The sequence below is a fragment of the Streptomyces sp. NPDC046900 genome (assembly GCF_040644975.1).
Lineage (GTDB): Bacteria > Actinomycetota > Actinomycetes > Streptomycetales > Streptomycetaceae > Streptomyces.
Genome location: NZ_JBEYXD010000008.1, coordinates 13,578 through 33,416 on the forward strand (window position 1 = coordinate 13,578; position 19,839 = coordinate 33,416).

Here is a 19,839-nt window from a genome sequence, read left to right on the forward strand (position 1 = left end):
CCGGGCGAGGGCCGGGCCGTCGACTCGCCCGGAGGTGGTTCAGAGAGACTGCGGGCTAGAGCCCTACGTCCCGGCTGCGGATGTCGTCCAGCGACTCGCGGCGGACCAGGAGGCGCGCCTGACCGTCGCGGACGGCGACCAGCGGCGGCCGGCCGACCATGTTGTAGCCGGAGGCCATCGACAGGTGGTAGGCGCCCGCGACCGGGACGGCCAGCAGGTCGCCCGGGTGGATGTCGTCGGGCAGTTCGACGTCCGAGGCGAGCACGTCGCCCGCCTCGCAGTGGCGGCCCACCACGGTCACCGAGGCCGTGGGCGCGGTGCTGTGCCGCCCGACGAGCCGGGGCGCGTAGCGCACGCCGTACAGCGCGGGCCGCGGGTTGTCGCTCATGCCGCCGTCCACCGCCACGAACGTGTGGGCGCCGGTGCGCTTGACGGCCAGCACGTGGTACAGGGCGACGCCAGCCGGACCCGCGATGGCGCGGCCCGGTTCGATGATGAGGCGGGGCACCGGAAGCCCTGCCGCGGCGCACGCCTCGGTCAGTTCCGCGCGGACCTTGCGGGCCAGCGTGGTGAGGTCCAGGGCCTCCTCACCGGGGCGGTAGGCGATACCGTGCCCGCCGCCCAGATCGAGCTCCGGAAGCACCACTCCGTGCTGCTCGTGCAGCCGGGCCATGAGTCCGACCATGCGGCGCACCGCGAGCAGATACGGCTTGACACTGGTGATCTGCGATCCCAGGTGGCAGTGCAGACCGGTGAGTTCGAGCTGCGGCTGGTCGAGTATCCGGGCGATGGCGTGCTGGGCGTAGCCGTCGGCGATGGACAGCCCGAACTTCTGGTCGTCCGTGCCGGTACGGATCTTGTCGTGACCGCCGGCGCTGATGCCGGGCACCACGCGGACCATCACCTTCTGGCGTCCGCCGGGGCCCACGGCCGCGGCCAGCCGCGCGATCTCCGACGGGCTGTCGATGACGATGCGCCCGACGCCGAGGCGCAGCGCGGTCTCCAGATCACGCGGGGACTTCGCGTTGCCGTGCAGCACGATCCGCTCGGGGGGAAAGCCCGTGGTGACGGCCAGTTCCAGCTCCCCGGCCGAGCACACGTCGAGGCCGAGGCCCTCCTCGTCCATCCAGTGGACCATGGCGCGGCACATGAACGCCTTGGCCGCGTACAGGACTTCGGCGTCCGGGAAGGCGTGCCGGTAGGTACGGCAGCGGTCGCGCACCTCGGCCTCGTCAAGGACGTAGACCGGGGTGCCGAAGCGGTCCGCCACCTCGGCCAGGGGTACTCCGCCCACCGCGAGGTCCCCGCGGTGCTGCTCGGTCGTAGAGGCGGGCCACACCGACAGCTCGCCGGTGGTGGTGACGGTGGGTTCGTGGACAGTGGTCATCTTGCCTACCTCTTTCAGCCTATCCACAACGCCAGGGCCGAGACGAACGCGGCGGCCCCGGTCACTCGCAGCACCCCGACGGCCTGCGGATCCCAACTACTTGTGCGCGAGCGGCGCACGGGCGGCTTCTCCGGAACGCGGGGCAGGTCACCGGTGCGGGTCGGCGCGGGAGCCGGCGCCGAGAACTGGGGGTCCACCGTGACGGTGGAGACGCCGAGCGGTGCGGCCAGCGCGCGCAGCGCGGGCTCGGCCAGCCTGATCCAGGCCTGGTCGGTGCCGAGGGTCGCGGTCAGACGCTCCTCGGAGGTGAAGCCGACGGCCGTACGCTCGCCGAGAGGAGTGCGGAAGAGCCGGGCCGCACAGCCTGACGAACCCGGCCGGACCGGTACGAACAGTGGTCCGGCCGGGAACCGATCAGAAGGCTCCGGGTCGTCGCCGCACAGGATGTCTGCCATGGGATGCCTCCTGGAGGATCCGATGTGAGTCACGAGATGGGGGGTGTGCCCCGAACGCGGGGAGGCGACCGGGGCGTGTCGATGACGCTATGCCCGGTCCCCTGGGGGTCCGGATGTCTCATGACGCGATGCTGACGGCGATCGGCGCGACGCTGACGCGATGCTGATACGAGGTCCGATCGGACTTGGGAATGCCCGTCAGAGGAGCGCCAAGAAAGGGTGCACTGGCTGTTCGCAGGCTCCTTACCAGGGATGAGATGAAGGCAGCCCCTTTCGAAGGGCTGCCCACGGAACACCCCGCGGGCGCGTGCGAAGAAACGGTGGAGTCATGTCCGATACCGGCGCCCCCTCGACCGCTGCCCGGGTTCTGGTGGGAGTGAGCGGCTCGCTGGGCAGTCTCACCGCCCTGCGCCGGGCCGCCGCGGAGGCGCGGTGCCGGGGCGCCGAGCTGTGGCCGGTGCTGGCCTGGGAGCCGCCCGGAGGGGACATGGCCGCCCGTCGCGGCCCCGGTGCGACCGTGATGGTCGAGGCATGGCAGGACCTGGCCCGGCAGAGGCTGCTCAGTGCCCTCGATGACGTCTTCGGCGACGCCGGGCCCGGCGTCGCGATGCGGGCCCTGGTCGCGCGGGGCGCCCCCGGCGTGGCGCTGGTGGAGATCGCCGATCGCGAGAGCGACGTGCTGGTCGTCGGTGCCGGACGGCGCAGCCTCTGGCACCGGGCGTGCTCGCGCTCGGTGAGCCGTTACTGCCTGGCCCACGCCACGTGCCCGGTCTTCGCGGTGCCGCCCTCGCCTCTGGAGGCCGAACTCATGGTGGCGCACCGCCGCAACGTCCTGGGACTCGGCCTCGACACCGGCGCTCTGGAACGAGCGGCGTCCCGGGTGGTGCCGGGCCGTTCCGGGCTGTCGGACGCCTGAGCCTTCCGGCGGCCCGTGCTCGGTGTGAAGCCCCTCGGGCCCCACCGCACGTTCGCCGGAACGTACCCGCGAGGATGCCGGTCCTTCGAACCGTGCGAGAAGACGACAGGAGCCATGAACGATTCGGCCACTCCACCGGCTTCCGGGCGTCCCCGGGTGGTTGTCGGCGTGAGCGGTTCGCCGGGCAGCATCGCCGCCCTGCGCCGGGCGGCCCGGGAGGCACAGCGCACCGACGCCGAACTGTGGGCGGTGGCCGCTTGGGACGTGCCCGGCGGCGACGTCACGGCAGGGCGCTCCTCCACCCCGCCTCTCCTGGTCGAACAGCGTGAGCGGCGCGCCTTCGTGGCGTTGCTCGGCGTGGTCGACCGGCTCTTCGGCGACGGTGGTCCGGGCGTGCCCGTCCATCTCGCGGTCGGCCGGGGTCCGGCCGGCCGCGTTCTGGTCGAGACCGCCGACCGGGAGGACGACCTCCTGGTCGTCGGAGCCGGGCGGCGAGGCCACCTGCGTCGTCTCTTCTCCCGCTCCGTGAGCCGCTACTGCGTCGACCACGCCGTCTGCCCCGTCCTCGCGGTACCGCCGTCCGCGCTCGAAGCCGTGCTGGCCGCGGCACGCCGCAGAAGGATCTGGCGGCAGCGCCTGGACGTCGGACGGCTGAAGGGGGAGAACGCGCCCGGGGCGTAGGCCGGGGCGCACCGGCGGCATCTCATCGGCCGACCACCCGCCGACCGGGTCGTCGGCCGATGAGATGCCGCCGTGGTGACAACTCGCCCCGGTGGCCTACGTCGTGGCTGTCGTAGCGGGCGCAGAGGGCTGCGGAGCCCGCTGTTCCGCCACCGGCAGGGTGAGCACCATCGTCAGACCGCCGCCCGGGGTGTCCTCGGCGTCGAGCGTGCCGCCGACGGCTTCGGCGAAGCCGCGGGCGACCGCGAGGCCGAGTCCCACGCCGGCACCGCGCGGCGCGTCGCCGTAGCGCTGGAAGGGCTCGAAGATGCGCTCCTTGGCCTCGTCCGGTACTCCCGGGCCCCGGTCGACGACGCGCAGTTCCACACGGCTGCCGAGGGCGCTCGCGGACACCAGCACGGGTTCGCCCTGCGGGCTGTACTTGACGGCGTTCTCCACGAGGTTGGCGACCACCCGCTCCAGCAGTCCCTTGTCCACCGAGACCATCGGAAGGGTCTCCGGGATGTCCATATCGACGCTCGCGTCCGATACCCCGCCCAGCGCGATCGGAACGACCTCGTCCAGATCCACCTCACGGATGATCGGGGTGACGGTGCCGGTCTGCAGGCGCGACATGTCGAGGAGGTTGCCGACCACGTGGTCGAGGCGGTCGGCGCCTTCCTCGATCGCCTCCAGGAGATCCGCGCGGTCCTGTTCGGACCACTCGACGTCATCCGAACGCAGCGAGGTGACCGAGGCCTTGATGCCCGCCAGCGGGGTGCGCAGGTCGTGACTGACCGCCGCCAGCAGAGCGGTGCGGATCCGGTTGCCCTCGGCGAGGGTCCGGGCCTGGCCGGCCTCCTCCCGCAGGCGCTGCCGGTCCAGGACGACGGCGGCCTGGGCCGCGAAGGCGGCCAGCACCCGGCGGTCCTCGGCGGGCAGCACACGGCCCGTCAGGGCGAGCGCCATGTGGTCCCCCACGGGCATGTCCACATCGGCTTCCTCGGGGCACGGCGAAGGCCGCGGCCCCACACTGCCCGCGCAGGTCCATGGCGCCACATCGCTCGCCCGCTCCAGCAGCGCCACCGACTCCATGCCGAAGGTCTCGCGCACCCGTTCCAGCAGTGCTTCCAGGCTGGTCTCACCCCGCAGCACGTTCCCCGCGAGGAACGAGAGGATCTCCGACTCGGCACGCAACCGGGCCGCCTGCTGGGTGCGCCGGGCCGCCAGGTCCACCACCGAGGCCACCGACAGGGCGACGCCGACGAAGATCGCGATGGCCACGATGTTCTTCGGGTCGGCGATGGTCAAGGTGTGGACGGGAGGGGTGAAGAACCAGTTCAGCAGCAGCGAGCCCACCACCGCGGAGGCGAGGGAGGGCACCAGCCCGCCGAGCAGTGCCGCCGCCACCGTCAGTGACAGGAACAACAACATGTCGTTGGCGAGGCCGACTTCGGGCGAGACGCTGGTCAGCAGGAAGGTGAGGAGAGCGGGCCCGAGCACGCCCACCAGCCAGCCCCAGATGATGCGCACCCGTCCGAGCCGCGCGACGCGGGGTGCCGGCAGTCCGCGGCCCTTGCCCACCTCGGCGTGCGTGATCAGGTGGACGTCGAGGTCGGGGCCGGACTCCCGGGCCACCGTCGCGCCGACGCCCGGCCCGTAGATGTACTGCCAGGCCTTGCGGCGCGAGACGCCCAGCACGATCTGGGTGGCGTTGACACCACGCGCGAAGTCCAGCAGCGACGCCGGGACATCGTCCCCGACGACGTGGTGGAAGGTGCCGCCCAGGTCCTCGACCAGGGTGCGCTGGACGGCGAGCTCCTTCGGAGAAGCCGAAGTGAGGCCGTCGCTGCGGGAGATGTAGACGGACAGCACCTCGCCGCCTGCGCCCTTCTCCGCGAGCCGCGCGGCCCGGCGGATCAGGGTCCGTCCCTCGGGGCCACCGGTGAGCCCGACCACGATCCGCTCGCGCGAACCCCAGATCTCCGACACCTGGTGCTCGCTGCGGTACTCGTTCAGGTACTCGTCGACCCGGTCCGCGACCCACAGCAGGGCCAACTCGCGCAGTGCGGTGAGGTTTCCGGGCCGGAAGTAGTTGGACAGGGCCGCGTCGACCTTGTCCGGCTTGTAGATGTTGCCGTGCGCCATCCGGCGGCGCAGCGCCTGGGGCGACATGTCGACCAGCTCGATCTGGTCCGCCCGCCGCACCACTTCGTCCGGCACCGTCTCCTGCTGCCGGATGCCGGTGATGGACTCGACGACGTCGCCGAGGGATTCGAGGTGCTGGATGTTGACGGTCGAGACCACATCGATCCCGGCGGCCAGCAGCTCCTCGACGTCCTGCCACCGCTTGGCGTTGCGCGACCCCGGGATGTTCGTGTGGGGCAGTTCGTCGACCAGCGCCACCTGAGGCCTGCGCGCCAGGACGGCGTCGATGTCCATCTCGGTGAAGGTGGTGCCCCGGTACTCCAGCTCCTTGCGCGGTATCTGCTCCAGTCCGTGCAGCATCACCTCGGTACGGGGCCGGTTGTGGTGCTCGACGAACGCGACCACGCAGTCGGTTCCTCGTTCCACGCGCCGGTGTGCCTCGGACAGCATCGAGTAGGTCTTGCCGACACCGGGTGCCGCACCGAGGTAGATCCGAAGCTTGCCGCGTGCCATGTTCATCCTTCGAAGCGGTAACCCATGCCGGGTTCGGTGATGAGGTAGCGGGGGTGCGAGGGGTCGGATTCCAGTTTGCGGCGCAGTTGGGCCATGTAGACCCGGAGGTAGTTGGTTTTGTTGCTCTGGGAGACCCCCCAGACCTCCTGGAGCAGGTACTTCTGTGTGACAAGCCGGCCCGGGTTGGTGACCAGGATCTCCAGCAGGTGCCACTCGGTCGGGGTCAGCCGTACGTCCCGTCCGCCCCTGGCGATCCTCTTGGCGAGGAGGTCGATGGTGAAGTCGTCCGTCTCCACCCGTGTCGTCCCGGGCGTGAGCGGCACGTCCTCCGTCCGGCGGACGGCGGCCCGCAGCCGGGCCATCAGTTCGTCCATGCTGAACGGCTTGGTGACGTAGTCGTCGGCCCCGGCGTCCAGCGCGGCGACCTTCTCGTCGGACGCCTGACGGGCCGACAGCACCAGGACCGGCACACGGGTCCAGCCACGCAGCGCCTTGATCACGTCCACACCGTCCATGTCGGGCAGACCGAGGTCCAGTATCACCACATCGGGCTGGCGCGCGGCCGCCAGACGCAGAGCCGTCGCGCCGTCGGGTGCCGCGTCCACCCCGTACCGGCGCGCCTGCATGTTGATCACAAGGGCCCGTACTAGTTGCGGGTCGTCTTCCACCACCAGCACCCGGGTCATGGCTGTGCCTTTCGTGTCGTGCGTGGGGCCATGGGCGCCGGCCGTGCACAACCGGCGTCATGGCTGCGGGAGTCGGCGCCGGGATGCCTCCCGGACCGCCGACTCCCGCTGGGGCCGTAACGCCATCAGCTCTTGGACACGAGACCCTTGAGCGCGATGTTGAGCTCGAGGACGTTCACCCGGGGCTCGCCGATGAAGCCGAGGGTACGGCCCTCGGTGTGGTCCTTGACCAGCTTCTCCACCTGGGCGACGGGCAGACCGTTCTTCTCGGCGACCCGGTGGACCTGGATCTCCGCGTACTGCGGGGAGATCTCCGGGTCCAGGCCCGAGCCGGAGGACGTCACCGCGTCGGCGGGGACGTCGGACGGCTTGACGGTGTAGCCGCCCACGGAGTTGTCCTTGACGACCGCGGCCTTGGCGTCCTTGACCCACTTGATCAGGTCGGCGTTGTCACCGGAACGGTTGGTGGCGCCGGACAGGATCAGCTTGTACTGGGTGTTGACGCTGTTGGCGCCGAGGCCGTTCTGCGGACGGCCCTGGAACCACTTCAGGTCGGGGTCGGGAGTCTCCTGCCCCTTCTTGAGCGGCAGGTTGTAGGCCTGACCGATCAGCGAGGAGCCGACGACCTTGCCGTCCGCCTTGATCTCGGAGCCGTTCGCCTTGTTGTTGAACAGCCCCTGGGCGATGCCGGTGACGACCAGCGGGTAGATGACGCCGGTCACCAGGGTCAGCACGAGGAGGGCGCGCAGGCCCGCCCCGAGCAACCGGGCGGTGTTCGAAACGGAGTTGTTCATCGCGATCAGCCGATTCCGGGGATGAGGGAGATGATCATGTCGATGATCTTGATGCCGATGAAGGGGGCGATCAGGCCGCCGATACCGTAGATCCCGAGATTGCGGCGCAGCATCTTGTCGGCACCCACCGGCCGGTACTGCACGCCCCTGAGGGAGAGCGGCACCAGCGCGATGATGATCAGCGCGTTGAAGATGACCGCGGACAGGATCGCCGAGTCCGGAGAGGACAGCTGCATGATGTTCAGCTTGTCCAGGCCCGGGTAGACCGCCGCGAACAGCGCCGGGATGATCGCGAAGTACTTCGCGACGTCGTTGGCGATGGAGAACGTCGTCAGCGCACCACGGGTGATCAGCAGCTGCTTGCCGATCTCCACGATCTCGATGAGCTTGGTCGGGTTCGAGTCGAGGTCGACCATGTTGCCGGCCTCCTTGGCGGCCGACGTACCCGTGTTCATCGCCACGCCGACGTCCGCCTGCGCCAGGGCCGGGGCGTCGTTGGTGCCGTCACCGGTCATCGCGACGAGCTTGCCGCCCGCCTGCTCCCGCTTGATCAGCGCCATCTTGTCCTCGGGAGTCGCCTCCGCGAGGAAGTCGTCGACGCCCGCCTCCTCGGCGATCGCCTTGGCGGTCAGCGGGTTGTCACCCGTGATCATGATGGTCTTGATGCCCATGCGGCGCAGCTCGTCGAACCGCTCCCGCATGCCCTCCTTGACGACGTCCTTGAGGTAGATCACGCCCAGCACCCGAGCACCCTGGTCGTCCTTGACGGCGACCAGCAGCGGAGTACCGCCCGACTCGGAGATGCGGTTGGCGATCGTGTCCGCGTCCTCGGCGACCGTGCCGCCCTGCTCCTGCACCCAGGCGATGACCGAACCGGCCGCGCCCTTGCGGATCTTCCTGCCGTCGACGTCCACACCCGACATACGGGTCTGGGCGGTGAAGGCAATCCAGTCGGCCTGCGCCAACTCGCCCTGGTGACGCTCGCGCAGACCGTACTTCTCCTTCGCCAGGACGACGATGGAGCGGCCCTCGGGGGTCTCGTCGGCCAGCGAGGAGAGCTGGGCGGCGTCCGCGACCTCGGCCTCGGTGGTGCCCCTGACGGGGAGGAACTCGGCGGCCTGGCGGTTGCCGAGCGTGATGGTGCCCGTCTTGTCGAGCAGCAGCGTGGACACGTCGCCGGCGGCCTCGACCGCACGGCCGGACATGGCGAGGACGTTGCGCTGGACCAGGCGGTCCATGCCCGCGATACCGATCGCCGACAGCAGGGCGCCGATCGTGGTCGGGATGAGACAGACCAGCAGGGCCACCAGCACGACCATCGTCAGGTGCGTACCGGCGTAGTTCGCGAACGGCGGCAGCGTGGCACACGCCAGCAGGAAGACGATCGTCAGCGACGCCAGGAGGATGTTCAGCGCGATCTCGTTCGGCGTCTTCTGCCGGGCCGCGCCCTCCACGAGGCTGATCATCCGGTCGATGAAGGTCTCGCCGGGCTTCGTCGTGATCTTGATGACGATGCGGTCGGACAGCACCTTCGTACCGCCGGTCACCGCGGAGCGGTCACCGCCGGACTCACGGATGACGGGCGCCGACTCACCGGTGATCGCCGACTCGTCGACGGACGCGACACCCTCGATGACGTCGCCGTCACCGGGAATGATGTCGCCGGCCTCGCAGACGACCAGGTCACCGATCTTGAGGTCCGTACCGGGCACCCGCTCCTCGGTCTTGCGGTCCTGCAGCAGGCGGCGCGCCACCGTGTCGGTCTTGGCCTTGCGCAGGGTGTCGGCCTGCGCCTTGCCGCGGCCCTCGGCGACAGCCTCCGCCAGGTTGGCGAAGATGACGGTCAGCCACAGCCAGGCGCTGATCGCCCAGCCGAACCAGTCGCCCGGGTCCTTGAAGGAGAACACCGTGGTCAGGATGGAGCCGACCCACACCACGAACATCACGGGGGACTTGATCATCACCCGCGGGTCGAGCTTGCGGAAGGCGTCCGGCAGCGACTTGATGAGCTGCTTCGGGTCGAAAAGGCCCGCGCCGACACGGCCCTCGTCGGTCTTGCGCCCGGTGGGTACGTCGCTGTGCGGCGCCCGGGTCGGAGTGGCTGTGGACACTGCGTCCTCTTGGTTCTCTATGCGAGTGGTCATGACGCCAGCCCCTCGGCCAGCGGACCCAGCGCCAGCGCCGGGAAGTACGTCAGACCGGTGATGATCAGGATCGCGCCCACCAGCAGACCGGTGAACAGCGGCTTCTCGGTGCGCAGGGTGCCCGCGGTGACCGGGACCGGCTTCTGCTCGGCGAGCGAGCCGGCCAGCGCCAGGACGAACACCATCGGCAGGAAGCGGCCGAAGAGCATCGCCAGGCCCAGGGTGCTGTTGAACCACTGGGTGTCCGCGTTCAGACCGGCGAAGGCCGAGCCGTTGTTGTTGGCGGCGGACGTGTAGGCGTACAGGATCTCGGAGAATCCGTGCGCCCCGCTGTTGGTCATCGAGTTCCCGGGCGTCGGCAGGGCCATCGCGAACGCGGTGAACACCAGGACCAGCGCCGGGGTGATCAGGATGTATATGGCCGCAAGCTTGATCTCGCGGGAGCCGATCTTCTTGCCCAGGTACTCGGGCGTACGGCCGACCATCAGACCGGCGATGAACACCGCGATGATCGCCAAGATCAAGATGCCGTACAGACCGGAGCCCGTGCCACCGGGGGCGATCTCGCCCAGCATCATGCTGAGCATGGTGATGCCGCCACCGAGGCCGGTGAACGAGGAGTGGAACGAGTCCACCGCACCGGTCGAGGTGAGGGTGGTCGCCACGGCGAAGATCGACGAGCCGCCGACGCCGACGCGGACCTCCTTGCCCTCCATCGCACCGCCGGCGATCTGGAAGGCCGGGCCGTGGTGCGCGAACTCGGTCCACATCATCAGCGCGGCGAAGCCCACGAAGATGGTGCCCATGGCCGCGAGGATCGCGTAGCCCTGCTTGACCGAGCCGACCATGATGCCGAACGTGCGCGTCAGCGCGAACGGGATCACCGTCAGCAGGAAGATCTCGAAGAGGTTGCTGAAGGGCGTCGGGTTCTCGAACGGGTGGGCGCTGTTGGCGTTGAAGTAACCACCGCCGTTGGTGCCCAGCTCTTTGATGGCCTCCTGGGAGGCGACCGCGCCGCCGTTCCACTGCTGGGAGCCGCCCGTGAACTGGCCGACCTCGTGGATGCCGGCGAAGTTCTGGATGGCACCGCAGGCGACGAGGACGATCGCGCCGACCACGGCCAGCGGTACGAGAATGCGGATGGTGCCGCGGACCAGGTCGGACCAGAAGTTGCCCAGGTCACCCGTGCGCGAGCGCGCGAAGCCACGCACCAGCGCGACGGCGACGGCGATGCCGACGGCCGCGGAGACGAAGTTCTGGACGGCCAGACCGGCGGTCTGCACGACGTGGCCCATGGCCTGCTCGCCGTAGTACGACTGCCAGTTCGTGTTGGTCACGAAGGACACGGCGGTGTTGAACGCCTGGTCCGGGTCGATGGCCTGGAAGCCGAGCGAACCGGGCAGGACACCCTGGAGCCGCTGCAGCAGGTAGAGGAAGAGGATGCTGACCGCGGAGAAGGCGAGCACACCGCGCAGGTACGCGGGCCAGCGCATCTCCGTGTTGGGGTTGGCACCGATGCCCTTGTAGATCCACTTCTCGACCCGCCAGTGCTTGTCGGAGGAGTAGACCTTGGCCATGTAGTTGCCAAGGGGGACGTAGCAGAGCGCCAGTGCGGCGATCAGGGCGAGCAGCTGGAGCACGCCTGCAAGTACGGGACCCATGTCGTTTCTCAGAACCTCTCCGGGAAGATCAGGGCGAGGACGAGATAGCCCAGCAGGGCGACGGCCACGACCAGGCCGACGATGTTCTCGGCGGTCACAGCTTCGTCACCCCCTTGGCGACGAAGATCACCAGCGCGAAGCACGCGATCGTGGTGACGACGAAGGCCAGATCGGCCATCGTGAACTCCTGGGTTGAGGTTCGTTGGACAAGGACGGTTAAGAGAAACAGCCCCCTGGCCGGTTTCGACTTCCGTTGACGGGTCCCTTACGGCCCCCTGCACGCCTTTGACGGGACTCTTACGGCGGCCGCCGTGACCTGTGACGGGACTCTTACGGCGGCCGCCGTGACCTGTGACGGGACTCTTACGGCGGCCGCCGTGACCTGCGGGGAGGCGGCGCCGTCCCGCTCGGAAATTCGTCAGAACAGCCGGAAGCGCAGCCTGCAGATGACCGCGTCGGTCTCCCGTCGCACGGCGTGCGCCACGAGGGCTCCCCGCTGGTTCTGCAGCAGGCGCTGCCACAGCCGCTCCGGCTCCGCCTCCGGGATCAGGACGGTCACTCGAGTGGCCGGTTCACTCACGCCGACCTGACGGACGTACGCGGCGATGGGGCGCCCGATGGAGCGGTGCGGGGAGGTCAGCCGGACCAGCGGCACACCGGGGTCCCACTCGGCCCAGGCGCGCTCCAGGGCGTGCATCTGCGCACGGTCCTCCGGGTCGGGGCAGCAGACGGTGACGGCGCGCACCTCGTCGCCGAGCGAGGCGGCGGTCGTCAGGGCCTCGGAGGTCAGGCGGGACAGCGAGGAGACGGGCACGACCACGACCGAGCGGTCCCGGTGCGGGGTCTCGGGGATGCGGCCGAGGCCAAGACGCTCACCGATCCGGGTGTAGGCGCGGTGCACCGTCTCGAAGGCGAGCACCAGCAGAGGCAGAGCGATCACGATCAGCCAGGCGCCGTCGGCGAACTTGCTCGCCGTCACGACCACGCCGGCGACGCCGGTCAGCAGGGCGCCGAATCCGTTGAGCAGCGCCTTTCCGCGCCATCCCGGCCCCCGCTCCCCTCGCCAGTGCCGGACCATGCCGACCTGGGCGATGGTGAAGCCGATGAACACGCCGATGGCGAAGAGGGGCACCAGGGTGTTGGTGTCACCGCCCGAGAACACCAGCAGCCCGGCGGAGACCAGGGCGAGGGCGAGCACGCCGTGGCGGTGCACCTGCCGCTCGGCTTTCAGGGCGAAGACGTGCGGCAGGTAGTTGTCACGGGCCAGCAGCTTCAGCAGAACGGGAAGGCCGCCGAAGGAGGTGTTGGCGGACAGGGCCAGCAGGATCATCGTGGCGAACTGGATGACGTAGAACGCCCAGTTGTGGCCGAACGAGGCGTCGGCGAGCTGGGCGAGGACGGTGACGCCCTCGGCCGGCTGGAGGTGGAACCTGGAGATCAGCACCGACAGGCCGATGAGCATCACGCCGAGCACGGCGCCGAGGGCGACCTCGGCCCGCTGGGCACGCTTGACGCGCGGCACCCGGAAGGAGGGGACGGCGTTGGCGATGGCCTCGACGCCGGTCAGTGCGGCACAACCCGAAGCGAAGGCTTTCAGCAGCAGCAGAGCGCCCACGGTGGACGCGTTGTCCGCGAGGACCGAGGCGTGCCCGGCCGCGGAGAAGGTGCTCGCCGGCGTGGACCGGAACAGACCGACCAGGATCAGCACGAAGATCGACCCGACGAACACGACGGTCGGCACGATGAACGCCTTCGCCGACTCCACGATGCCGCGCAGGTTCACCGCCGTGATCACTGCGAGCACCGCGAGGCACAGCCACAGCCGGTCGTCGTACAGGGCCGGGAAGGCGGAGGTCAGGGCGGCCACGCCGGCCGTGACCGCGACGGCGACGTTCAGCACGTAGTCCAGCACCAGGGAGGCGGCCGCCACAAGGCTCGTCCGCGCGCCCAGATGCCTCTTGGCGACGGCGTACGAGCCGCCGCCGTCCGGGAAGGCCGCGATCACCTGCCGGTAGGAGGCGACGAGTACGGCCAGCAGTCCGGCGATGGCCAGCGTGACGGGAAGCGTGAAGCCGAGGCCGTGCGCGCCCGCGGCGGCCAGCACGAGGACGATCGCCTCGGGTCCGTACGCCACCGATGCCATCGCGTCCAGGGACAGCGCCGCCAGGCCCGTCGTGGCGGTGAGCCGGTGACGCTCGCCGGTATCGGGCGGTTCCTCGTCGGCCGGTACGGCGCCGGGGTCGGCGGTCAGAACGGACATCGGCGGTTGCTCCTTCGTGCCGGATCGACATCCGCGCGCGGGCGGTCGCACGCGGACGCACCAAGGTTGTGTCCCGCGCACGCCGCCACCGGCCGGTCCTTGCGCGTTCTTCGCGCTCAACCTGCCGAGCTTGACGACGCCTTGACGCCTGTGTGACGCGGGTAACTGCCGACCGCCGCTTGCGCCGCATCAAGAACGGCCCCCGGCCCGTCAGAGTCGTATCAAGGCGCGTTGCGGCGGCTCACGCGGTCCTTATCGTCGGCGCTATGGGAAGCAGCAACGACGCGCCGAACGCGACGGTCGGCGCGCACGCGCAGGAGGGCGACCACGCGGTGTCCGACCGCCGCTGGTCCGCAGACCTGCACAGCTCGATCCGGTGCGCTGCCATGCTCCTCGCCATGCTGCTCCTGATCGACTGGGGCTCGGGCAACGCGACGTGGTGGCGTGCCGCGCTGTGGCTCGCGCTCTCGGGGCTGCTCTTCGTCGTGCTCTTCCCTCGGCGGGTGACCGCGGGCGAGGGGTGGCTGGCCTCGCGCGGGCTGCTGGGCACCCAGCGGGTCCGGACCGACATGCTGGTGTCGTTGCGCTCCCTGGAGGGCGTCTCCCAGCGGCTCGTGCTGCGGGACGCGCTCGGCAGCCGGGTCGAGCTGGACCCCCAGGTGCTGGTGAACAATCCGGACCTCTGGTACCGCCTCCACGAGGACGTACGCACGTCCGAGGACCTCGGCTCCCTGCTGTGCGGGGCGACGGCACTGCGCCGTGTCCAGGAGCGGATCGAGCGCGAGACCGCCCGGACCGTGTTCACGATGTCCGGTCTGGAGTAGCAGCCCCCGCTTCCCGTCGCCTGGTCGCCACGCCCCGTTCCCCGTCGCCCTGGGTGCCGGCCTGCACTCCGGTCAGTCCGCCTTGCTGTACGCCTGGGCGGGGGTCTTTCCGGTCCAGGAGTGGAAGGCCCGGTAGAAGGAGTTGGGGTCCTCGTATCCGAGCAGGAAGGCGATCTCCCGTACGGTCAGCCCGGAATGTGCGAGGTAGTGGCGGGCCAGGGCCTCACGCGTGTCGTTGAGCACCGTCTGGAAGGTGGTGCCCTCGAGGTTCAGCTGCCGTTGCAGGGTGCGGGTGCTCACGGTCAGCGATCTGGCGACGGCGTCCATCGACACACTGCCGGCCGGCAGCAGCTCCAACAGGGCCGCCCTCACCCGTTCGGCCGCTGTCGCACCCGATCGCAGCTCTGACAGTCGGCGCCGCAGTTCCGGTTCGAAGAACTCCCGCATGCCCTGGTCGGCGGTGAGGAACGGCCGGTCGGCGTCGACCGCCGAGAAGGTGATCGACTCCCGTGGGCCGCGGTCGACGGGGACCCCGAGGAAGTCCAGGTACGGGCGCGGGTCCGCGGGCGGCTCGGGTGCGCTGATCCGCAGCGGGCGCACCGGTGTCCTGGTCCCCGTCCTGGCGAGGATCACCCAGAACGCCAGTTCCGTCATTGCCAGGACGGCCGGGGGCTGAAGCGGCGGTGGCCACCGGTAGGCAACGGTGATGCCGTCCGGTGTCTCGGTGACCTGGACGGACATGGGCCCGATCAGCTGTTTGTACACGGCGATCCGGTGAGCCGCCGCTCGCGCTACGGACGGCCGGTGCACCCCGCACTGGCAGAAGGCGCCATCCCGCTCGCACAGCGCGCCAGATCCTGCGGGCGCCGTCGGCCGGTCCACGACCCGCACGAACGGTTCCGCGTCGGCGCACACGGAGGCGCTCCGCCGGGAGATCCCGTCAAGGCCGGGTGCGAGCGGCAGGCGCCGCCGGAGCGAGGCGCTCGCAGGTGGGTGAGGATCCCGTCGAGCCGCGGCCGACCCCCGTGCCGCGCGGCCCCCGGATGCCCGCCCGGCCGGTCATGACAGGCCACCCACGCTCTGCGCACACTGCCAATGGGGCTGCTGGGACGTGTCGGCGACGGGCAGCGACAACACCATGGTGAGACCGCCGCCGGGGGTGTCCTCAGGGGTGAGGGTTCCGTTCATCGCCTCGGCCAGACCCTTGGAGAGCGCGAGGCCGAGGCCGAGGCCGGTGGTGTTGTCGGTGTCGCCGAGGCGCTGGAAGGGCTCGAAGAGCCGGTCGCGGCCGGTGGGCGGCAGACCGGGGCCGCGGTCGATGACGCGCAGCTCCACACGGCCTGCGAGGGCGCTGGCGGTCACCAGGACGGTGGCACCGGCCGGGTTGTGGCGGGCCGCGTTGCTCACCAGGTTCGCGATCACACGCTCCAGCAGGGGCGGATCCACCAGCACCGGCGGGATGTCCTCCAGGTTCCCCGCCTCCACCCCGGAGAAGTCCGACATCGCCATCGGCAGCACCTCTTCCAGCGTGGTGACGCGCAGTTTCAGCGTGAGGGCCCCTGCCTCGAGACGGCTGAGGTCGAGCAGGTTCTCCACCAGCCGGTTGAGTTTCGCCATGGACTCGTCGGCGGTCGCCAGCAGTTCGTCCCGGTCCTCGGGCGAGAACTGCACGTCGCGGCTGCGCAGCGAGGTAACGGCGGCCCAGCCCGCCGCGAGCGGGGTGCGCAGGTCGTGACCGACGGCCCGCAACAGGGCCGTACGCATCCGGTCGGCGGCCTTGACCGGTTCGACCTCGGCGGCGGCCTCGGCCAGCCGGGCCCGCTCGACGGCGGATCCCACATGGGCGGCGAAGGCGGCGAGCACACGCCGCTCGGACGACGACAGGGTGCGCCCGCGCAGCGCGAGGAAGGCGCCAGGACCCGCCGGCACGGCCGTGACGCCCTCGGCATCCGATGGTTCGTCCACCAGTTCGGCCGAGTCCATCCCGAAGGTCTCCCGGGTGCGTTCCAGCAGGGCCGGAATGGTCTGGCCACCGCGCACGATGCTGCCCGCCAGTGAGGACATGGTCTCCGCCTCGGCAGCGGCGCGTGCCGAGCGCCGGGACAGACGCAGCGAACGGTCGACGACGGCTGCCACGACGGCGGCCACCACGGCGAAGACGGCGAGTGCGATCAGCGCGTTCGGATCGCCGAGGGTGAACTGCCCTATGGGCGGGATGAACCAGTAGTTGAGCAGCAGGGACGCCGTCACTGAGGCGATCACCGCCGAGGCGACCCCGCCTATACAGGCCACACCCACCACGGCCAGCAGGAACAGCAGGGCGTCGCTGGTGAGGTTCAGGGCGCCGCGCACCTGGGCGAGGGCGACGGTGAGCAGCAACGGCAGCACCAGGCCGGCCACCGGTCCGGCGATCAGGCGGCCTGTCGACAGTGTGCGGCGACGCGACGGCAGCAGGGTGCCTCGTCCGGCGCGCTCGTGAGTGACCTGGTGGACGTCGATGTCCCCGCTGAGCGCGGTCACGGTCTCCCCCGTGCCCAGACCCGTCAAAAACCGCTCCAGACGCCCGCGACGGCTGGCGCCGAGGACCAGCTGGGTGGCGTTCTCGGCGCGGGCGAACTCCACCAGGGCCGCGGCGACATCGTCGCCGACGATCGAGTGGTAGCTGCCGCCGAGGTCCTCGACGAGCCGCCGCTGCCGGGCCAGCGAGGCGAGCGAGACCCCGGCGGCGAGCCCGTCGCTGCGGGCCACGTGCACGGCGAGCAGATCGCCTCCGGCCGAGCGGTCGGCGATGCGGGCGGCTCTCCGGATGAGCGTGTCGCCCTCGGGGCCACCGGTGAGGGCGACCACGACCCGCTCGCGGGTCTCCCACACCCGGCCGATGGCGTGTTCGGCGCGGTACGACTGCAGTGCGTCGTCCACCCGGTCGGCCACCCACAGCAGGGCCAGCTGGCGCAGCGCGGTCAGGTTCCCGGGCCGGAAGTAGTGGGCGAGGGCGGCGTCGATCTTCTCCGGCGCGTAGATGTTGCCGTGCGCCATACGGCGGCGCAGCCCTTCGGGAGGCATGTCCACCAGCTCGATCTGGTTGGCCCGCCGTACCACCTCGTCGGGCACCGTCTCGTGCTGCGGCACCCCGGTGATCTTCTCGACGACGTCCTTCAGGGACTCCAGGTGCTGGATGTTGACGGCGGTGATGACGTCGACCCCGGCCGCCAGCAGCCGTTCGATGTCCTGCCAGCGCTTGGGGTTGCGCCCGCCGCCGGGAACGTTCGTGTGGGCCAGTTCGTCGACCAGGGCGACATCGGGCCGGCGTTCCAGCACCGCGTCCAGGTCCATCTCGGGGAACACCCCTTCGCGGTACTCGCACCGCGCCCGGGGCACGATCTCCAGCCCCTCCAGCATCTCCTCGGTACGCCGACGGCCGTGGCACTCCGCGAACCCGACCACCACGTCCGCGCCCCGGGCGGCCCGCCGCCGCCCCTCGTCGAGCATGCGGTAGGTCTTACCCACTCCCGGGGCGGCCCCGAGGTACACCTTCAGTCGTCCGGGCCGTACGTCACTCATCGCAGCCGAGGCGCTCCGCTCACTGGCTCAACTCCCACGCGGGGAACAGGTCACTTCTCGCAGTCACTGCTTCCACGGAAGCCGTTCCGTGACCCCGTCGGCACGGCCGTTAGCGGTTCCTTGGCGCCGCCCACGTGGACCTTGACACTGTCTTGACGAGTGCTGGACCGATAGGGTGAACGCGGTGTGCCGGGAAGTCTGGTCGGCGAGGAGTCAAGGTGGCTCCGTTCGAGCCCAGGGGACGGCATGCGCGGCGTAGGGACAGTTCTCTCACTGGTGATACTGGCTACCGTCGTGGCGACCTTCGCGCGCCGTTGGCGTATCCCCGCGCCCTCACTGCTCGTGGTGGCGGGCCTTGCCGTCGCACTGCTGCCGGGAACGCCCCAGATCCAGATCAGTCCCGAGGTCATCGGGCTCGTGGTGCTGCCGCCGTTGCTGTACGCGAGCGCGGAGGACATGTCGTGGCGCGAGTTGCGCGCCGTGTGGAAGCCGGTCGGCATTCTCGCCGTCGGACTTGTCCTTGCCTCGGCGGCCGCGGTGGCCGCCGTGGCGTCGCTCGTGACACCGCTGCCCTGGCCCATGGCGTTCGTCCTCGGCGCGGTTCTGGCCAGCACCGACCCGGTGGCGGTCACCGCGCTCGGCCGGCGACTGGCGCTGCCGCCCAAGGTCCAGGTCATGGTCCAGGCGGAGAGCCTGTTCAACGACGCGACCTCGCTGGTGCTGTTCCGGGTCGCGGTGAGCGTCGCCGTGGCGTCCGCGGCCGCCAACTGGGGCGCGGCGGGCGGCGAGTTCATGCTGCTCGCCGGCGGTGGCACGGTGATCGGTGCCGCGCTGGCCGGAGTGGTGACGCTGATCCGGCGGCGCACCGAGGACCCGGTGCTGGAGACCGTGATCGCCCTGGTCACGCCGTACGCCGCCTACGTCCTCGCGGAGGCCGCGCACACGTCCGGCGTCACGTCCGTCGTGGTCGCCGGGGTGGTCCTCGGCGGGCGGGGCGACCGGCTCACCAACGCCCGCATCAGGCTCCAACTGCACGCGGTCTACGGCACGGTGGTGTTCCTGCTCGAGAGCGTCGTCTTCAGCCTGATCGGCCTGGCCCTGCCCGCACAGGTGCGGGCGCTGTCCGACGGCGACCGGACCTGGCCGCTGTACGCGCTGGCCGTCGCCGGAACGCTCATCGCCGTGCGTCTGCTGTGGGTGGCGCCCCTGTCCGCGGTCGTGCAGCGCAGGGGCGGAATCCAGCGCATGAACTGGCGGGTGCCGATGGTCCTCACCTGGGCGGGCACCCGAGGGGTCGTCCCCCTGGCCGCGGCGCTGTCGATCCCGGTGACCACGGCTCACGGCGCCGCTCTGTCGCAGCGGCCGCTGGTGCTCGTCCTGACGACGTCGGTCGTGGTCGTCACGCTTGTCGTCCAGGGGTTCACCCTGGCCCCGGTCGTCCGCCGCTCGGGCATCGCGCTCGAACCCGACCACACGGAACGCGAGGAGGCGGCGGCCCGCTGCAGCCTGGCCGGGGCCGGCATCCGCCGCCTGGACGAGCTGGCCGCGCTGGAGGTGGCACCGGACGTCGTCCTCGACCGGCTCCGCCGTGCTCTGAACGCCCGCCTCGACGCCGCCCGCGACCGCCTCACGGACACCAACGGCGGGGTGCCCGCCGAGTCCGCCGACCTGGTCTACCGCCAGCTGCGCCGCGACCTGATCGAGGTCGAGACGGCGGAACTGCAGCGCCTGTACGACGAGCACGCGATCAGCGACACCACCCGCAGGCGCCTGCAGCGCTCCCTGGACCTGGAAGAGGCCAGGCTGGCGGACGTCTGACACCCGAGAGGG

At 70.6% G+C, this 19,839-nt stretch carries 15 protein-coding genes; 4 read left to right on the forward strand and 11 right to left on the reverse strand.

Annotated elements, in window-relative coordinates:
* Positions 1 to 55: 55 nt before the first annotated feature.
* Both lysA and ABZ904_RS10675 read right to left on the reverse strand, forming a co-directional pair.
* Positions 56 to 1,387: a diaminopimelate decarboxylase gene (gene lysA / locus ABZ904_RS10670; protein ID WP_361004436.1), complete on the reverse strand. Its 1,332-nt coding sequence runs from the start codon at positions 1,385 to 1,387 to the stop codon at positions 56 to 58.
* A 14-nt stretch (positions 1,388 to 1,401) separates the two neighbouring features.
* Positions 1,402 to 1,842: an SAV_915 family protein gene (locus ABZ904_RS10675; protein ID WP_361004433.1), complete on the reverse strand. Its 441-nt coding sequence runs from the start codon at positions 1,840 to 1,842 to the stop codon at positions 1,402 to 1,404.
* 328 nt (positions 1,843 to 2,170) lie between these two features.
* Here ABZ904_RS10675 and ABZ904_RS10680 point away from each other — a divergent pair, with 328 nt between their 5' ends.
* Positions 2,171 to 2,758, forward strand: coding sequence for a universal stress protein (locus ABZ904_RS10680; RefSeq protein WP_361822472.1), 588 nt, complete (start codon positions 2,171 to 2,173; stop codon positions 2,756 to 2,758).
* A gap of 114 nt (positions 2,759 to 2,872) precedes the next feature.
* On the forward strand, positions 2,873 to 3,439 hold the full coding sequence (locus tag ABZ904_RS10685) for a universal stress protein (RefSeq protein ID WP_361822475.1): 567 nt from the start codon (positions 2,873 to 2,875) through the stop codon (positions 3,437 to 3,439).
* A 96-nt stretch (positions 3,440 to 3,535) separates the two neighbouring features.
* On the opposite strand, the gene ABZ904_RS10690 is transcribed toward ABZ904_RS10685, so the two are convergent.
* The 7 genes from ABZ904_RS10690 to ABZ904_RS10720 all read right to left on the reverse strand — a co-directional run bounded on the left by ABZ904_RS10690 (position 3,536) and on the right by ABZ904_RS10720 (position 13,624).
* Positions 3,536 to 6,079, reverse strand: coding sequence for a sensor histidine kinase KdpD (locus tag ABZ904_RS10690; RefSeq protein ID WP_361822478.1), 2,544 nt, complete (start codon positions 6,077 to 6,079; stop codon positions 3,536 to 3,538).
* 2 nt (positions 6,080 to 6,081) lie between these two features.
* Positions 6,082 to 6,765: a response regulator transcription factor gene (locus ABZ904_RS10695; RefSeq protein WP_359404268.1), complete on the reverse strand. Its 684-nt coding sequence runs from the start codon at positions 6,763 to 6,765 to the stop codon at positions 6,082 to 6,084.
* A gap of 125 nt (positions 6,766 to 6,890) precedes the next feature.
* The gene (locus ABZ904_RS10700; protein ID WP_359404271.1) at positions 6,891 to 7,559 is read right to left on the reverse strand and encodes a potassium-transporting ATPase subunit C; all 669 of its coding nucleotides are present in this window, start codon (positions 7,557 to 7,559) and stop codon (positions 6,891 to 6,893) included.
* A 5-nt stretch (positions 7,560 to 7,564) separates the two neighbouring features.
* A complete protein-coding gene (kdpB, locus tag ABZ904_RS10705; protein ID WP_359404274.1) occupies positions 7,565 to 9,703 on the reverse strand; it encodes a potassium-transporting ATPase subunit KdpB in 2,139 nt (712 codons plus the stop codon).
* Entirely contained in the window at positions 9,700 to 11,364 is a 1,665-nt protein-coding gene (gene kdpA / locus ABZ904_RS10710; protein WP_359404277.1) for a potassium-transporting ATPase subunit KdpA, read from the reverse strand. The genes kdpB and kdpA overlap by 4 nt, the downstream gene beginning before the upstream one ends.
* A gap of 8 nt (positions 11,365 to 11,372) precedes the next feature.
* Positions 11,373 to 11,462: a K(+)-transporting ATPase subunit F gene (gene kdpF, locus ABZ904_RS10715; protein ID WP_016434100.1), complete on the reverse strand. Its 90-nt coding sequence runs from the start codon at positions 11,460 to 11,462 to the stop codon at positions 11,373 to 11,375.
* Positions 11,463 to 11,782: 320 nt separating this feature from the next.
* Positions 11,783 to 13,624, reverse strand: coding sequence for an APC family permease (locus ABZ904_RS10720; protein ID WP_360997962.1), 1,842 nt, complete (start codon positions 13,622 to 13,624; stop codon positions 11,783 to 11,785).
* 266 nt (positions 13,625 to 13,890) lie between these two features.
* On the opposite strand from ABZ904_RS10720, the gene ABZ904_RS10725 reads away from it, so the two are divergent.
* Positions 13,891 to 14,448 carry a hypothetical protein gene (locus ABZ904_RS10725; RefSeq protein ID WP_359404283.1) on the forward strand — a complete coding sequence of 186 codons (558 nt, stop codon included), beginning with the start codon at positions 13,891 to 13,893 and terminating at the stop codon, positions 14,446 to 14,448.
* A 72-nt stretch (positions 14,449 to 14,520) separates the two neighbouring features.
* Here the strand turns inward: ABZ904_RS10725 and ABZ904_RS10730 are convergent, their stop codons facing one another.
* Both ABZ904_RS10730 and ABZ904_RS10735 read right to left on the reverse strand, forming a co-directional pair.
* Positions 14,521 to 15,363 (reverse strand): helix-turn-helix domain-containing protein, encoded by an 843-nt coding sequence (locus ABZ904_RS10730; protein ID WP_360997965.1) that lies wholly within the window; start codon positions 15,361 to 15,363, stop codon positions 14,521 to 14,523.
* A gap of 144 nt (positions 15,364 to 15,507) precedes the next feature.
* Entirely contained in the window at positions 15,508 to 18,009 is a 2,502-nt protein-coding gene (locus ABZ904_RS10735; RefSeq protein WP_360997967.1) for an ATP-binding protein, read from the reverse strand.
* 246 nt (positions 18,010 to 18,255) lie between these two features.
* Here ABZ904_RS10735 and ABZ904_RS10740 point away from each other — a divergent pair, with 246 nt between their 5' ends.
* On the forward strand, positions 18,256 to 19,827 hold the full coding sequence (locus tag ABZ904_RS10740; RefSeq protein ID WP_360997969.1) for a Na+/H+ antiporter: 1,572 nt from the start codon (positions 18,256 to 18,258) through the stop codon (positions 19,825 to 19,827).
* The last annotated feature ends 12 nt before the right edge of the window (positions 19,828 to 19,839 follow it).

Coding starts and splice junctions, on each gene's coding strand:
- ABZ904_RS10740 (WP_360997969.1), top strand. CDS start 18,256: ATGCGCGGCGTAGGGACAGTTCTCTCACTGGTGATACTGGCTACCGTC.
- ABZ904_RS10690 (WP_361822478.1), bottom strand. CDS start 6,079: ATGGCACGCGGCAAGCTTCGGATCTACCTCGGTGCGGCACCCGGTGTC.
- lysA (WP_361004436.1), bottom strand. CDS start 1,387: ATGACCACTGTCCACGAACCCACCGTCACCACCACCGGCGAGCTGTCG.
- ABZ904_RS10720 (WP_360997962.1), bottom strand. CDS start 13,624: ATGTCCGTTCTGACCGCCGACCCCGGCGCCGTACCGGCCGACGAGGAA.
- ABZ904_RS10700 (WP_359404271.1), bottom strand. CDS start 7,559: ATGAACAACTCCGTTTCGAACACCGCCCGGTTGCTCGGGGCGGGCCTG.
- ABZ904_RS10685 (WP_361822475.1), top strand. CDS start 2,873: ATGAACGATTCGGCCACTCCACCGGCTTCCGGGCGTCCCCGGGTGGTT.
- ABZ904_RS10675 (WP_361004433.1), bottom strand. CDS start 1,842: ATGGCAGACATCCTGTGCGGCGACGACCCGGAGCCTTCTGATCGGTTC.
- ABZ904_RS10735 (WP_360997967.1), bottom strand. CDS start 18,009: ATGAGTGACGTACGGCCCGGACGACTGAAGGTGTACCTCGGGGCCGCC.
- ABZ904_RS10695 (WP_359404268.1), bottom strand. CDS start 6,765: ATGACCCGGGTGCTGGTGGTGGAAGACGACCCGCAACTAGTACGGGCC.
- ABZ904_RS10680 (WP_361822472.1), top strand. CDS start 2,171: ATGTCCGATACCGGCGCCCCCTCGACCGCTGCCCGGGTTCTGGTGGGA.
- kdpA (WP_359404277.1), bottom strand. CDS start 11,364: ATGGGTCCCGTACTTGCAGGCGTGCTCCAGCTGCTCGCCCTGATCGCC.
- ABZ904_RS10725 (WP_359404283.1), top strand. CDS start 13,891: ATGGGAAGCAGCAACGACGCGCCGAACGCGACGGTCGGCGCGCACGCG.
- kdpB (WP_359404274.1), bottom strand. CDS start 9,703: ATGACCACTCGCATAGAGAACCAAGAGGACGCAGTGTCCACAGCCACT.